13 protein-coding genes are annotated in these 13,952 nt (G+C 60.9%); 7 read left to right on the top strand and 6 right to left on the bottom strand.

The window, feature by feature from the left end; translation table 11 throughout:
- The first annotated feature begins 6 nt into the window (after positions 1–6).
- Positions 7–561 carry a hypothetical protein gene (locus RCAS_RS25335; protein WP_157042697.1) on the top strand — a complete coding sequence of 185 codons (555 nt, stop codon included), beginning with the start codon at positions 7–9 and terminating at the stop codon, positions 559–561.
- A gap of 44 nt (positions 562–605) precedes the next feature.
- Here RCAS_RS25335 and RCAS_RS18520 read toward each other — a convergent pair whose 3' ends face one another.
- Positions 606–1,643, bottom strand: a complete 1,038-nt coding sequence (locus RCAS_RS18520) for a GHMP family kinase ATP-binding protein (RefSeq protein ID WP_012122053.1) — start codon at positions 1,641–1,643, stop codon at positions 606–608.
- 181 nt (positions 1,644–1,824) lie between these two features.
- On the opposite strand from RCAS_RS18520, the gene RCAS_RS18515 reads away from it, so the two are divergent.
- The 6 genes from RCAS_RS18515 to RCAS_RS18490 all read left to right on the top strand — a co-directional run bounded on the left by RCAS_RS18515 (position 1,825) and on the right by RCAS_RS18490 (position 8,050).
- Positions 1,825–3,138, top strand: coding sequence for a bactofilin family protein (locus RCAS_RS18515; RefSeq protein ID WP_012122052.1), 1,314 nt, complete (start codon positions 1,825–1,827; stop codon positions 3,136–3,138).
- Positions 3,139–3,154: 16 nt separating this feature from the next.
- On the top strand, positions 3,155–4,384 hold the full coding sequence (locus RCAS_RS18510; RefSeq protein WP_012122051.1) for a radical SAM protein: 1,230 nt from the start codon (positions 3,155–3,157) through the stop codon (positions 4,382–4,384).
- Between the two features lie 12 nt (positions 4,385–4,396).
- Positions 4,397–4,669 (top strand): 4Fe-4S dicluster domain-containing protein, encoded by a 273-nt coding sequence (locus tag RCAS_RS18505; protein ID WP_012122050.1) that lies wholly within the window; start codon positions 4,397–4,399, stop codon positions 4,667–4,669.
- 39 nt (positions 4,670–4,708) lie between these two features.
- Positions 4,709–5,812, top strand: a complete 1,104-nt coding sequence (vorB, locus tag RCAS_RS18500) for a 3-methyl-2-oxobutanoate dehydrogenase subunit VorB (protein WP_012122049.1) — start codon at positions 4,709–4,711, stop codon at positions 5,810–5,812.
- A complete protein-coding gene (locus RCAS_RS18495) occupies positions 5,809–6,558 on the top strand; it encodes a thiamine pyrophosphate-dependent enzyme (protein ID WP_012122048.1) in 750 nt (249 codons plus the stop codon). The genes vorB and RCAS_RS18495 overlap by 4 nt, the downstream gene beginning before the upstream one ends.
- 940 nt (positions 6,559–7,498) lie before the next feature.
- On the top strand, positions 7,499–8,050 hold the full coding sequence (locus tag RCAS_RS18490) for a 2-oxoacid:acceptor oxidoreductase family protein (protein WP_012122047.1): 552 nt from the start codon (positions 7,499–7,501) through the stop codon (positions 8,048–8,050).
- Here RCAS_RS18490 and RCAS_RS18485 read toward each other — a convergent pair.
- The 5 genes from RCAS_RS18485 to RCAS_RS18465 form a co-directional block, all read right to left on the bottom strand.
- Positions 8,019–8,285 carry an Rdx family protein gene (locus RCAS_RS18485; RefSeq protein WP_012122046.1) on the bottom strand — a complete coding sequence of 89 codons (267 nt, stop codon included), beginning with the start codon at positions 8,283–8,285 and terminating at the stop codon, positions 8,019–8,021. The genes RCAS_RS18490 and RCAS_RS18485 overlap by 32 nt on opposite strands.
- Before the next feature lie 2 nt (positions 8,286–8,287).
- Positions 8,288–8,908: a thioredoxin family protein gene (locus RCAS_RS18480; RefSeq protein WP_012122045.1), complete on the bottom strand. Its 621-nt coding sequence runs from the start codon at positions 8,906–8,908 to the stop codon at positions 8,288–8,290.
- Positions 8,909–9,013: 105 nt separating this feature from the next.
- The gene (locus RCAS_RS18475) at positions 9,014–10,093 is read right to left on the bottom strand and encodes a Gfo/Idh/MocA family protein (RefSeq protein WP_012122044.1); all 1,080 of its coding nucleotides are present in this window, start codon (positions 10,091–10,093) and stop codon (positions 9,014–9,016) included.
- Positions 10,094–10,131: 38 nt separating this feature from the next.
- A complete protein-coding gene (locus tag RCAS_RS18470; RefSeq protein WP_012122043.1) occupies positions 10,132–11,130 on the bottom strand; it encodes a Gfo/Idh/MocA family protein in 999 nt (332 codons plus the stop codon).
- Between the two features lie 139 nt (positions 11,131–11,269).
- Complete coding sequence (locus RCAS_RS18465; RefSeq protein ID WP_232280061.1) at positions 11,270–13,663, bottom strand: fused MFS/spermidine synthase; 2,394 nt, start codon at positions 13,661–13,663, stop codon at positions 11,270–11,272.
- Positions 13,664–13,952 lie beyond the last annotated feature (289 nt).

Below are 13,952 nucleotides of genomic sequence, written 5' to 3'. Positions count from 1 at the left end.
TGGAACGTGATAAAAGTGACAGCAGGGGCGCCCTGCCTGCCGGTGGCAGAGGTTCAGCCTTCTGGCGCCGTATCAAGCATCCCGGTGCAGGACGGTTTTCCGCATCGCATCATTCGCGCAGTGGCGAGCGAGATTGCTTCGCCCGGCTGCGCCGGTCGCGGAATGACCGGTCGAGGTGAGGGGATTGCTTTGCCCGGCTGCGCCGGTCGCGGAATGACCGGTCGAGGTGAGGGGATTGCTTCGCCCGGCTGCGCCGGTCTCGCAATGACCGGTCGAGGTGAGGGGATTGCTTCGCCCGGCTGCGCCGGTCGCGGAATGACCGGTCGAGGTGAGGGGATTGCTTCGCCCGGCTGCGCCGGTCTCGCAATGACTCGCTGGGGTGAGGGGATTGCTTCGCCCGGCTGCGCCGGTCTCGCAATGACTCGCTGGGGTGAGGGGATTGCTTCGCCCGGCTGCGCCGGTCTCGCAATGACTCGCTGGGGTGAGGGGATGGCTTCGAGCGGCGACGCCGGTGGCGCAGTGACGAGATTGCTTCGCCCGGCTGCGCCGGTCTCGCAATGACTGGGTCAACGCCTTCCCTCGTTGGGAGGAGGGGCGAGCGCCGGTCATCTGGTGAACGGTGGAGATGGCGACTGTTCCTCTATATCGACAGCCCAGGCATGCACCCCCTGAGTAGTGAAAGAGAAGTGGCGGATCTGCACCCCGGCTTCGATTAACACCCGCTCGAGTTCGAGCCGCCGGTCGAAAGGGCATGCGAAGACCATAAACCCTCCGCCGCCGGCGCCGGTGATCTTGCCGCCCCACGCGCCGTGACGACGCGCCAGCGCATAGATGTCTTCGACCTCCGGCGGAGCAATATACGGCGAGAAGGCTTTCTTCACCTCCCACGCATCGTGCAACAGCCTGCCGAAATCGGCGATCCGCAGACCGCGCAGCAAACGAACCGCTTCATCGACGAAGGCTTTCGTTTCATCGTGATAGCGAAGCGTATCACCTTCCTTCAAGCGACGCACCTGATCGTCCACCAGATGTTGGGTCAGCAATTTGCGGCTGCCAATGTAGCCGAGAAGCAGGCAACTTTCCAATTCGAGCAGCGCCGTTGGGTCATTCAGCACCGGTTCGACGATCACGCGCCCATTGCCGAAGTGATAGACGCACATACCGCCAAACGCCGCCGCATACTGATCCTGTCGTCCGCCGGGAATGCCCAGATCGACGCGCTCGATCCGGTAGGCGAGTTCCGCCAGGGTGTGCGGGTCGAGATTGATCTGATACGCGGCGCCGATCAACTTCAGCATACTGACGACCAGCGCCGATGATGAACCAAGCCCGGATCCAGGCGGCACATCGGAGAACATGATCACCTCAACACCTTCGGAAGGCGGCATGGCTGCATCGAGCACCGCCTGCGGCAGGTCGAGCCGTCCGTCCCAATGCCCGGTCGTCTTGCGGCTGACCTCTTCCAGGTCGAGCGACCGGATGGTGATCCCCGGTTCTTTACTGGGGCGCAGCATGCAGCGCACGTACTTATCAATCGTACAGTTGAGCACCTTGCCGCCATGCTCTTCGGCGTAGGGGCTGACATCGGTGCCGCCGCCGAAAAAGCCGATCCGCATTGGCGCCTTGGCTTTGTAGATCCGCATGGAATGCTCCTGGTTGGAATACACGCGCCGCAGTATAGCACGTTTTGCCTCAAGTAGTGCATCCTTAACCCTGTTGCGCACACTTCTTTTCCACAAGAGCGCCACGGGTGGCATATGATGAATCCTGCACCCTGCCACGTCCATCTCCGAAAATAAGGAACGTCAGGAGAGGAGCATATCCATGAATGTGAGCAAGGCGCATCGTCTGGCGATGCCGCTAACGATGGCGGTTCTGCTCGTCCTTGCACTGGCGCCGGCACGTGTTGCAGCGGTTGATCGTCGTTCGGGAGATCGCGTCGTGATCGGCGCAAACGAAATCATTGCTGATGATCTCCTGGTGACCGCCACAACGCTAATCATCGATGGACGGGTGGTTGGCGATGTCGTCGCAATGGCGCAGACAATCGAAATAAACGGCGTTATCGAGGGCGATCTACTCTCAGTTGGCGGCGGCGTCGTCCTGAATGGCACGGTCACCGACGATGCGCGGGTCGCGGCAGGAATCATCCGCTTCGATCCGCAAGCGCGGGTTGGCGATACCCTGCTGGGAACCGGCGCAAGCGTCGAGATGCTGCCCGGCAGTACGCTGGGAGGTTCGTTGATCTTTATCGGCGGACAAGCGTTGCTATCCGGCAATGTTGATGGCGACGTTCTCTTTGGCGGAAACAGCCTGCTGCTCCGTGGCAGCGTCGGCGGGGATGTCGAAGCGGCTGTCGATCCGACAACAGCGACAACCTGGGCTTCGCAAATACGTATTGAAGGCGTGGCATCGCCGCCATCGGCGCCTGCCGGTCTGACAGTGGAACACGAAGCGCGGATCGGCGGCGATCTGACCTACAGGAGCAGCGCGCCCGCAACCATTCCGGTGGGCGCCGTTGCCGGACAGGTGCGCTTCACGGAAGAACTGCGGACAACACCACCCCAGCCAACTATCGCCGACCGGCTCCTGGATGTCGCGCGGCGCTTTGCCGGATTGTTCCTGCTGGGTCTGATCCTCGTGTGGCTGGCGCCACGCATTGTGCAAGGAACAATTGGTGAACTGGAAACCAGACCGGTCGCCAGCCTCGGCTGGGGTGTGGTCAGTATTCTGGCGATCAGTCTTGCGTTCATGATCGTCACACTGGTCACAGTCGTTCTGTCCATCATGCTCGGCTTCGTGAAGTTGAGCGGTTTGATGGGCATCACTCTCGCGGCAGGCGCGATTGTCGGCATGGCGCTGGTGGTGTTGACCATCCTTGCGGTCGCATACGTGGCGCAAATTGTGGTGGGTTTCGAGGCGGGGCGGCAGGTCCTGCTGCGTATCCGGCCATCCTGGGTCGAGCAGCCGTTCGCTCCGCTGGCGGTCGGGTTGCTCGTACTGGTCGTGCTAACGGCACTGCCAGCAGTTGGGTGGGTCATTGGTCTGGTAAGTGTGCTGTTGGGATTGGGAGCGCTCTGGATGCTGGGGCGCGACCTACTTACCGGGCGGACCCCTCTTGTACTGGCGCCGGTATAAGGGTATGAGCGGGCGGATGCTTGCGGGCATCCGCCCAACTTTTTCGGTCATGGTTTTTCGGTTCACAATCGGCGGTGAACCGGTGACGATCAGCGCCAGGTCCGGTTCGATGAGCGTGATGTTTGGCACGTATGAGGTGCTGACATATGATCGCGGCGGCCGGTTGTGGACGCTGGTGCGTCATGGTCGCGCATACCGGCGTGGGCTGAACGGTCAGGTGCTGGAAAAGCGCCACGTGAACGGCGCGCTGATCCGGCGTCGTCTGAGCGATGCGGAGGCGACCGATCTGATCGGCTTAGCGGCGGCGCGGATGGCAGCGCTGCGCAATGCGCTGGCTTCCGAGGCGTCTGCGCGCATCGGTATGAACGATGCGCTGAATGATGTATTGGAAATGCTCGAACGCGCGGCGTGCTTCGATGCCGCAGTCCACCGTGCCGATTGTGCAACGTTCGCACGGGTGTACGATCCGGTTGGCATCCTTCCGCCCGATCAGTATCTGGCGGTCGTATTGCAGGCGACCGAGGGATGCTCGTTCAATACCTGCACCTTCTGCGACTTCTACCGTGATCGTCGTTTTCGGATCAAGTCGCCCGACGAGTTTCGCGCGCATGCCCGGCTAGTGCGCGCGTTTCTCGGCGATTCGCTGCTGATGCGCCGGTCGATTTTCCTGGGTGAGGCGAATGCGCTGGCAGCACCGACCCGTCGCCTGGAAGCGTTCATAGAGATTGCGCGCGAAGAGATCGGCGCTCTGCCCGTTCATGCCTTTCTGGACGCATTGACGGGCAGGAAGAAGAGCGTGGAAGAATATGCGCGCCTGGGTATGCTGGGATTGAAGCGCGTCAGTATCGGGCTGGAGAGCGGACACGATCCACTGCTCGCATTCGTGCAGAAGCCATCGAGTGCTGCCGATGCCGCAGAGACCGTCGCAACCCTGAAACAGGCAGGCATTGCAGTGAGCCTGATCGTTCTTGTCGGGCTGGGGGGTGATCGCTTCGCCGCCGGGCATGTTGTCGATACGGTCGCGTTACTGAACCGAATGCCGCTCGGCGCAGGAGATATTGTATATTTCAGCACACTTGTCGAACGCGCACAGGCGCCGTACAGCGCGCGCTCAGCGGAAGCGGGCATTCGACCGCTCGACATTGCCGAACTTCGCGCACAACGTCAGGCGATTGTGGAAGGATTGCGTTTTGGATCATCCGGTCCGCAGATCGCCACTTACGATATTCACGAGTTCATTTATTGATCGGAGGTCGAGATGGTTCGAGGGCGCATCATTGTGGATACGGAACGCTGTAAAGGGTGCGGCTTGTGTGTCGCGTTTTGTCCGAAAGGCGTGGTGCATCTGGCGGCTGCGTTCAATGCCGCCGGTCATCATCCCGCACAGCTGGACGATCCCGACGGCAAATGCACTGGATGCACCATTTGCGCTCTGGTATGCCCCGAAGCGGCAATCACCGTCTATCGCACATTCTCCGTCAAAGCCAGCGTCACTGCTGGCGGCGTGTGCGCTCTGGAAGCAACGTCGTAATCACCAACGGAATGAATGATAGATAATGAGGAGATCGCAATGGCGCGAGAACTTCTAAAAGGCAATGAAGCAATTGCTGAGGCAGCGATCCGTGCCGGACTCAATGCCTACTTCGGGTATCCCATCACACCACAGACCGAACTTCTTGAATATCTGGCGCGGCGCATGCCTGAGTTGGGGCGTGCCTTTGTGCAGGCTGAGAGCGAAGTTGCCGCGATCAACATGGTGTATGGCGCCGCCTGCGCCGGCAAGCGTGTCATGACCTCATCATCCGGTCCGGGCATCAGCCTCATGCAGGAAGGGTTGAGCTACATCGCGGGCGCAGAACTGCCGGCCGTGGTGGTGGATGTGATGCGCGGCGGTCCTGGGTTGGGCAACATTGCCGCCTGCCAATCGGATTACTTTCAAATGACCCGCTCGGCGGGACACGGCGATTTCCGTCCACTGACTCTAGCGCCTGCCACAGTTCAGGAGGCGATTGACCTGACTGGGCTGGCGTTCGATCTGGCAGCAGCGTACCGCATGCTGGTGATCCTGCTCATCGATGGCAACCTGGGGCAGATGATGGAACCTGCCGAACTGCCGCCGTTTCGACAGGATGCCGCACCGACGCCGGAGTGGGCGGTGAGCGGTGCAGAAGGGCGCCCGCAACGGATTATTACGTCGCTCTATCTCCAGCCCGAGGCGCTCGAACGGCACAACCGGAACTTGCAAAAAAAACTCGCTGCCATCGCCGAACGTGAGCAGCGTTTTGCCGGTCTGTACCTGGAAGATGCCGATCTGATCGTTGTCGCCTTTGGCAGCGCGGCACGCGTGGCGCAAAACGCGGTCGAAGCCGCGCGCGCGCGCGGCATGGCGGTTGGGTTGTTCCGTCCCATCACCCTGTCCCCGTTTCCGATGCGCGCTCTGGAGCGCCTGACGCCGCGCGCGCGCGCGTTCCTGGTTGTCGAAATGAATGCCGGTCAGATGATCGACGATGTGCGTCTCGCCGTCGCCGGTCGCGCGCCGGTGCGTTTCTATGGTCGGTTGGGCGGCGTCGAAATGCTGCCAGACGAGGTGATGCAGGCGATTGAGCAGGCAATGCGTGATACGCGCGTCACAACGAATGGTGCGCGCATACTCGATGCGGAGGTGCGGCGATGATTGCCGAAGCGTGTGTCTATGAGCGTCCGGTGGGGTTGACGGCGGCGCCGACGCATTATTGTCCCGGTTGCACCCACGGTATTGCTCACCGGTTGACGGCGGAGGTTCTGGAAGAACTCGGCATTCTGGGGTGCACGATTGGCGTCGCCTCCGTCGGTTGCTCGGTGTTTGCCTACAACTATATCGCCTGCGATTTCGTCGGCGCGGCGCATGGGCGCGCCCCGGCAGTCGCAACCGGCTTGAAGCGGGTGTTGCCCGACCGGATCATTTTCACCTACCAGGGTGACGGCGACCTGGCATCGATTGGATTGGGCGAAGTGTTGCACGCTGCTGCGCGGGGTGAACTGATCACGGTTCTTTTCATCAACAATGCGATCTATGGCATGACTGGCGGGCAGATGGCGCCAACATCGCCAGCCGGCATGGTGACGACCTCATCACCAGGAGGGCGCGATCCGCAGTTGATGGGGCATCCGGTGCGGGTGTGCGAACTGGTGGCGCAGATGGATGGCGCCGTCTATGTGGCGCGTCGCAGCCTGCACAACCCGGCGGAGATCCGCAAGGCGAAGAAGGCGCTACGCACTGCATTTGAGTGTCAGTTGGCCGGTCGCGGATTTGCGCTGGTTGAACTGCTCTCTACCTGCCCGACGAACTGGGGCATGACGCCGGTTGACGCCCTTCGCTGGGTCGAGGAGCGGATGATACCGGTGTTTCCACTGGGAGAGTTCAAGGGAGGTGAGAGGTGAGAGGTGAGAGGTGAGAGGTGAGAGGTGAGAGGCGAGAGGCGAGAGGCGAGAGGGGTGAGGGGCCCGACCATGGCGTAGCGCGAGATTTATCTCGCATTTGTGGAGAGAGGTGAGGGGTGAGGCGAGAGGCGCGAGGCGAGAGGGGTGAGGGGCCCGACCATGGCGTAGCGCGAGATTTATCTCGCATTTGTGGAGAGGGGTGAGGGGTGAGGCGAGAGGCGAGAGGCGAGAGGGGTGAGGGGCCCGACCATGGCGTAGCGCGAGATTTATCTCGCATTTGTGGAGAGAGGTGAGGGGTGAGGCGAGAGGCGCGAGGCGAGAGGGGTGAGGGGCCCGACCATGGCGTAGCGCGAGATTTATCTCGCATTTGTGGAGAGGGGTGAGGGGTGAGGCGAGAGGCGCGAGGCGAGAGGGGTGAGGGGCCCGACCATGGCGTAGCGCGAGATTTATCTCGCATTTGTGGAGAGGGGTGAGGGGTGAGGCGAGAGGCGCGAGGCGAGAGGGGTGAGGGGCCCGACCATGGCGTAGCGCGAGATTTATCTCGCATTTGTGGAGAGGGGTGAGGGGTGAGGCGAGAGGCGCGAGGCGAGAGGGGTGAGGGGCCCGACCATGGCGTAGCGCGAGATTTATCTCGCATTTGTGGAGAGGGGTGAGGGGTGAGGCGAGAGGCGAGAGGTTGTAGAGGCGCGCCCACGCGCACAGCAGGTAGTGACGTTGCGATGCAACGTCGCCGCCGGGATGCGCAGGGTGCAGGTTGACCGTGGGAAGGTTGAAGGGAGGGGCGCGCTGGCGATGCGCCCGTGGAAAGGTTGCAGGTGGGAAGGTTGCAGGTTACGGCAGGCGATCAAACCTTTACCCCCTGACCTCCAGTTCCCGGTTCTCAGTTCCCGGTTCTCAGTTCCCGGTGCTCGGTTCCCGGTTCTTGAATCCGAGGCGACATATGTATCACGATCTCATCATCAGCGGTTCTGGCGGGCAAGGGGCTTTGTTCGCCGGGCAGTTGCTGGCGTATGCCGCGATGGACGCGGGATACCAGGTGACCTGGATGCCGTCGTATGGTCCTGAGATGCGCGGCGGAACGGCGCACTGCACGGTGATCGTCGCCGATGCGCCGATTGGCGCACCGCTGGTGCGCAACCCGCAGACGGTCATTGCGCTCAATCGCCCGTCGCTCGATAAATACGAGCCGCTGGTCGCAACCGGCGGTTTCCTGATCTACAACAGTTCACTCGTTGGGCGTGAGCCGCATCGCCCTGACATTGCACTGGTTGCCGTGCCGGGCAGCGATTTGGCGCGCGAGGTCGGCGACGAGCGCGTGCTCAATATGGTGATGCTGGGGGCGTTCCTACGCCTGCGACCGATCCTGCCGCTCGAAGAGGTCTGTCGGGCGCTGGAACGCCATATGGCGAAACGTCGCCATGAACTGCTGACGCTGAATACTGCGGCGCTCCGACGCGGGTTTAGCGCGCTAACCGTTCCCGTACCGCTTTGATGATCGTTTCTGGCGCAGGAAAGCCGCCATCACGGTACATCGAGTGGACCAACTCGCCATCCACAGCGACATCGAACGCGCCATCCTGCCAGGGAATGATTTCGATGCCGGCGATGTCGTAGTGGAAAGCGTTCATCAGTGCCGAGACGAGTTCCAGCGTCTGCGGTTCGTAGCCGCACGCCGCGCAGTAGACGATCTTGATCCTGGGCAAATGTCGTCCGCTGTCGATGTCCATCCCTATCCCTCCTGGCGAAGCGCCAATCCCCGGCTGATCAATTCGCGCAATTCTCGCACAACCTCACGATCGGCGAGCTGGCGGGTCTCGACGCGAAACGCGGCGAACGCCTGCATCAAGCGCGCGCGCGCTGCGTCGGGCATCACTGCAATCGATGTTCCTGGCACGACGCCGGCAAACGCCGGATCGGTCGCGTAGAGGTTTGCCAGCATCTTCTCCTGCATCTCGGTTATGACCGCAGGACGTTCGATCCAGTGCCCAATCGGGCGGAACTGTTGATCGAAGAAGGCAAAGACCGGAATCGACCGGTGAATGCCCTGGTTCAGGTACCGATCCATCAGATCGGGATTCTGGTCGCGGAGAAAGATGCGCAGATTGAGGTTGCCGCTTTCGGCGGCAAGGCGACCCAAAATGGGAACGTTGGCAATCGCATCGCCGCACCAGTCCTCGGTGATCACCAGCACGTTCAACGGTTCTGGCAGGTTTGCGAAGAACTCGATGTCGTCGGTCGACAGCTCAACGGTGCGCTCGTTCTCTTCCAGACGCTCGCGGTTGCGAGTCATCTGCGCTTTGTATTCATCATACGTCATCCCCTGCTCAAAGCGTTCTCGTGTGACTGTCATAGGGGTTCTCCTTGTAGTCAGTTGCAATGGACTGCCAGACGATGCTGTGAACCGGCATACCCGGAGAGGGTATGCCATATGATACCTTATTCGATACGCAACAATTCAGTGAAGGGATGGATGTGACGTTGCACCGTCGAGGCGCACAGCGGCGCCTGCTTCGGCGCTGCGGTAGATTGCATCCACAATTTCCGTGACCTGCAATGCCTGGTGTGCCTGCGACACCGGTTGCCGTCCTTCAAGGATTGCACCGACGAAATCGGCGGTCTGCACATCGCCCGGATTGTCGCGTTCGCCCGGCATCCAGTCGGGCTTCCAACTGACGAGCATATCGAGGTGCGCCTTGTTGACCTTCAGCGGGAAGACTTCCAGCCCGGCGGTCGTTCCCGAAAGTGAGACATTCTCGTAGTTTTCGGGGATATTCAGCGCCCATGAGCACTCGAGGAGCATGCTGGCGCCATTGGCAAAACGGATGAACGCCGCTGCCTGATCCTCGACAGTGAACTCGCGGTAGTTCCACTGCCCCCAGGGGTTGACGTTCGGCGCTTTGCCGAGATGTTGCGAGATGCTGGCGCAGACCTCGACCGGCTGTGGATTGCCCATCAGCCAGAGCGCCGTGTCGAGCAGATGGACGCCGAAATCGATCATGGCGCCACCACCCTGGATGTGCTTCTGGACGAATGTGCCCCATGAGGGAACACCGCGACGACGAAGGGCGTACACCCGCGCCATATACACAAGACCCAGTTCGCCTGAGTCGACGACGCGGCGGGCGGCGCGCACCGGCGCCATGTGGCGGTAGTGAAATGCGATGCTGAGGATCTTTTTGTTTCGCTCGGCTGCCGCGACCATGGCGCGCGCTTCGACCGGGTCGAGCGCCATTGGCTTCTCGCAGAGCACGTGCAGTCCGGCGTCGAGCGCAGCGATGGACGCCGGGGCATGGAACTTGTTCGGCGTACAGATCACCACCGCGTCGAGGTTCTCTTTCTCGAACATCTCGCGGTAATCGCTGTACACGCCGGGAATCTCGTACTCCGTCGCGGCGGATTGAGCCAGATCGACGACGACGTCGGAAATGGCGGCGAGGCGGACATTCGGATGCTTCTTGAAACAGGGAAGATGGCGCCCGCGGGCAATGTTGCCGGCGCCGACGATACCGACATTGATGATGGTTGAAGCGGTCATGGCGACTGTGAACTCCGTGGAACCTCTACTGGCGGACATCAGGATTGAAGTGAATCGAGGCGCACCTGGCGACCGGCGTTTGCCGACAGGTTTGCCGCCTCCATGAGCATGGTCAGGGCGAGCGCCGCCTGGAGATTGGCGGTATGACGCGCACCGCGCTGAATATGGTCCACCCACTGGACGAACGGCAGCGGTGATGATTCCGGGATGTCCTGCTCGACCCAGCCATCGGCGCTGCGCATGCGCAACACCGGCGGCGGCGCCTGGAAGATCAGGCTGGTGCGTGTGCCGTGGACTTCGATGATAAACGGTGATGCAGGAGTGACAAATCCGGCCTCGACGACGGCGATCGCGCCGCCAGGGTAGCCAAGCGTCACGACGGCATTGTCTTCCACGGCGCGCCCGGTGACATACCCATAGTGCGCGTTGACCGTCTCCGGCAGTCCGAGGAAATGGTGCGCCAGGTACATCGGATGACATCCCAGGTCGATCATGGCACCGCCCCGACACTGATCGGGATCGTAGAAATGGGGCGGCAGCCAGCCGTTGGGATTCTGTTCGGTGCGCAGGGCGCCGTTGTGCGCCAGGCGCGTGCGCACCAGCGTTGGCTCTCCGAGCGCGCCCTGAGCGATCAGACTGGCAATCGCCGCCGTGTACCCTTCCGAAAGGCGCGGCAGCGAAACGGTCAGCACCACATTCGCCTGATCCGCAGCGGCGACAATCTGATTGGCTTCGGTGAGGGTTGGCGCGAGCACCTTCTCGGTGAAGATATGCTTGCCGGCGCGCGCTGCGGCGACCATCACCTCGCAGTGCATAGACGTTGGCGCATCAACGATCACCGCATCGATCTCCGGCGACGCCAGGAGTTCGTCAAGCGATTCATAGAATGGCACACCCAGTTTTTCGGCGGCTGCGGCGCCGCGCGCGGGCAGTTCATCCCATACGGCGCCGATGGTCACATCAGGGTGACTCTGCGCCTGGCGGGTATAGTCCCAGGCGTGGACGTGCCAGTAACTCAGCATGGCGACACGGATCATGCCGGAATCCTTTCTGATATGCATGCAGGGTCGTGCGGGGAGGAGAAGAGGACTCCCGATGGGCGATGCGATATCTCCGCGCGAACCAGAATGAATGCGTTTCGCCCGCTGCGATTATACCACTGCTTGCAACGACGCACTACCTCACCAGAAACTCATCTCTGGGGAATAGATCGCGGTTCGTATCACGTGATCGGGGCGGAGGCGCCGATGGGTCGGAAGCCAGCGGCCGGCGCTTGACAAAATACTCGTCGAGCCATTGCTTGATATTGACCCCGGATCGCTGGTAATACTCACGGGTGAAGGGGTCTTCAAGGCGTTGATAGATCGCCTGAAGGTCCAGTTCAATCGGAGCATTGCTGCCGATCAGAATATCGCCGAAATCGACATAATGCGGAAAGACCTGGATGAACGTGGTGCGGACGCGCTCGGTCGGAACCCATGTCACCGCCAGACCACCGGGGTTCAGATGATTAAGCACCAGTCGGAAATACTCTTCCGAGTAGAGGTTGCCGGCATAGGCGCTATTCGGGCGCAGCGCATCGGCTTCGATAATATCGTATGTGCGTCCGCGCTGCATAATGTATGAACGTCCATCGGTAATCTCATAGGTGATCCGGGGATCATTCAGAATCGACAGCAGTGCAGGATATTCGCGCCGTTGCGCCATTTCACGCAGCATGTCCATCTGCGAGCCAACGATCTCGATGCAGATGAGTTCCTTTGTTTCGGGGCGACCACCAGCGTGAAAGAGCGTATCCCCCGATCCAAGCCCGATAATTGCAATCGTTTGTGGTTTGGGATGGATGAGTGTCGGCAGGAATCCGAGAACGCTGTGCGTCCAGCCATACGGAATAGCGCTCTGCCCTATTCCGTTGGACATGACATACGCCCGCCTGGAAAAGTCGCTGCTACCGCTCTTAATCAATGCCAGCCCTGTGTTATCCTCAGTAACGATTGCGTTCGATGGCGGCACGCCATGCAACGTTGCCCAAAAGGTCTGCGCGTCCGGTATGATCAGCGCCAGCCCTGATGCTATGACGATGCTGCCGACATATGTTGCGCGGCGCACTCGTGTGTGCGTCAGGCATCCCCATGCAAACAATGCCAGGAAGAGTCCCGACAGTGCGCCAATCACACGCAGGCTGTCGGGTGTTCCCAGCCACGAGAGCGCAGCCAGCCCGGTCAGCAGCGTGCCGAGCATGCTGCCGATGATATTCGACGTTTGCAACCAGCCGACACGCCTGCCCAATGTGTCTGGATCGCGCTGAATGATTTTCTGGAGCATCGGGAAGCTCATCCCCATACAGATCGTCGGCAGTCCGATGAGGAGGGTTGGCAGCATCACGTAGAGCAGAAAGAAGAATTGCGCCAGGCTCTGCGTTTCGGCGTCCAGCGCCGTCGGATTGAGCAGCAAACCCGTCAGCGCAGCAGTGGCGCGTCCTACATCCAGCGGATCATAACCGCCAAAATAGCGCCAGAATGTCGCCAGCCACGCTGCGTTGCCAACCTGCGTGACAAATGCCGTGAGAGCGATCAGCGCAAACACGATCACGCCGGTTTGCAACAGCAAAAAGGAGCGCATGGGATGGCGGTCGCGCGGCGCCTGCCTGATGCCCAAAAATGTGCCAAGCGCCAATCCGCCCAGAAAAATGGTCAACAGGGTCCCAAACGTAAACGCCGTTGACTTGAGCATCACTCCCAGCATGCGGAACCATAGAATCTCCAGCGACAGCGCAATGAATCCGGAGAGACCGTAGAGCGCGATCCAGACCGAAACGGGCAACTGTCTGCCAGATTCCTGATCCGCATGCGGCGATTCCTGCTGCACTGTATGCGAAGCGGATTGGGACGGTTGCGCGTTCCCCGGGCGCATGAGAAGCCATGCCAGCGGGAATGCAGTGCACGCGACCAGTGCATTCATTGCCGCGCCCATTTGCAGGATAGTCTCGAAACCGTACTGTCGCAGCAGGATCCACGTCGTGACCCCTGCGCCGACTGCTGCGCCGAGCGTGTTGACTCCGTAGAGTCCGCCGATTGTGCCGGCTGCCATCTCAATGGAACGGGTGAGCGCCCGTGCAAGCGCCGGCAACGAGACACCCATGCAGAAGGTGGGGATCAAAAGGCTAACAAACAATATCACCACCATCAGTAACGGTGACGAAGCAAGGTGGGCGTTTTGCCGGTAGAGCCAGTCGTAGTATAGCCCCTTGCTGCCAAGCGCGAACAGGGCGATGCCCAACTCGACGCCGGCAAACAGGATGAGATTGCCCCGGCGTGAGAGGCGATCCGCCAGATACCCGCCGGTGAGACTGCCGACCCCCATGCCTGCCATGTATGCCGCAACAATAATGGTGACCGAATAGACATCGGCGCCGGAGAAGAAGCCAAGTATGCGCTGCCAGATGACCTGGTAGAGTAACGCCGAGAAGCCGGACGCGAAAAAAATGGTGAGTGCGACAAACGAGACGAACTGTTCGGTGCGTAGAACGACTCGCAGATGAGAACGGGAGATTGTGCGATCCGACTCCAAACAACGCCTCCTCTCCACAAACAGTTGCTGACCTTTCTCCCCGCGTCGTGGCGCCTCTGCTGGCGTTGGGTGCGTGCGCCGACTTTCACGCGCCTTTCAGCGTGACAGTGTAACTATACCATATGCCTTTCCCTTGCAAATAAGCACACCCCAAGGGCGCAACGACTTCGGGGCGGGGATGTCCCTCCAACGGATTCAAGGGCGGACCGCGCGCATGAGCCTAGCGGCCGTGCATGGCGTTGGGATGCGCCGTTTTCCCCTCACCCCTGCCCCCCCGCATATGGGAGGC

The organism is Roseiflexus castenholzii DSM 13941 (assembly GCF_000017805.1).
Classification (GTDB): Bacteria; Chloroflexota; Chloroflexia; order Chloroflexales; family Roseiflexaceae; genus Roseiflexus; species Roseiflexus castenholzii.
Note: the sequence above shows the minus strand (reverse complement) of the source record. Positions and strands in the feature narration are given on the sequence as shown.

Excerpts from the sequence above, each read along its gene's own strand:
- RCAS_RS18480 (WP_012122045.1), bottom strand. The coding sequence starts at position 8,908 with ATGACAGTCACACGAGAACGCTTTGAGCAGGGGATGACGTATGATGAA.
- RCAS_RS18470 (WP_012122043.1), bottom strand. The coding sequence starts at position 11,130 with ATGATCCGTGTCGCCATGCTGAGTTACTGGCACGTCCACGCCTGGGAC.
- vorB (WP_012122049.1), top strand. The coding sequence starts at position 4,709 with ATGGCGCGAGAACTTCTAAAAGGCAATGAAGCAATTGCTGAGGCAGCG.
- RCAS_RS18505 (WP_012122050.1), top strand. The coding sequence starts at position 4,397 with ATGGTTCGAGGGCGCATCATTGTGGATACGGAACGCTGTAAAGGGTGC.
- RCAS_RS18495 (WP_012122048.1), top strand. The coding sequence starts at position 5,809 with ATGATTGCCGAAGCGTGTGTCTATGAGCGTCCGGTGGGGTTGACGGCG.
- RCAS_RS18475 (WP_012122044.1), bottom strand. The coding sequence starts at position 10,093 with ATGACCGCTTCAACCATCATCAATGTCGGTATCGTCGGCGCCGGCAAC.
- RCAS_RS18485 (WP_012122046.1), bottom strand. The coding sequence starts at position 8,285 with ATGGACATCGACAGCGGACGACATTTGCCCAGGATCAAGATCGTCTAC.
- RCAS_RS18515 (WP_012122052.1), top strand. The coding sequence starts at position 1,825 with ATGAATGTGAGCAAGGCGCATCGTCTGGCGATGCCGCTAACGATGGCG.
- RCAS_RS18510 (WP_012122051.1), top strand. The coding sequence starts at position 3,155 with ATGCTTGCGGGCATCCGCCCAACTTTTTCGGTCATGGTTTTTCGGTTC.
- RCAS_RS18520 (WP_012122053.1), bottom strand. The coding sequence starts at position 1,643 with ATGCGGATCTACAAAGCCAAGGCGCCAATGCGGATCGGCTTTTTCGGC.
- RCAS_RS18490 (WP_012122047.1), top strand. The coding sequence starts at position 7,499 with ATGTATCACGATCTCATCATCAGCGGTTCTGGCGGGCAAGGGGCTTTG.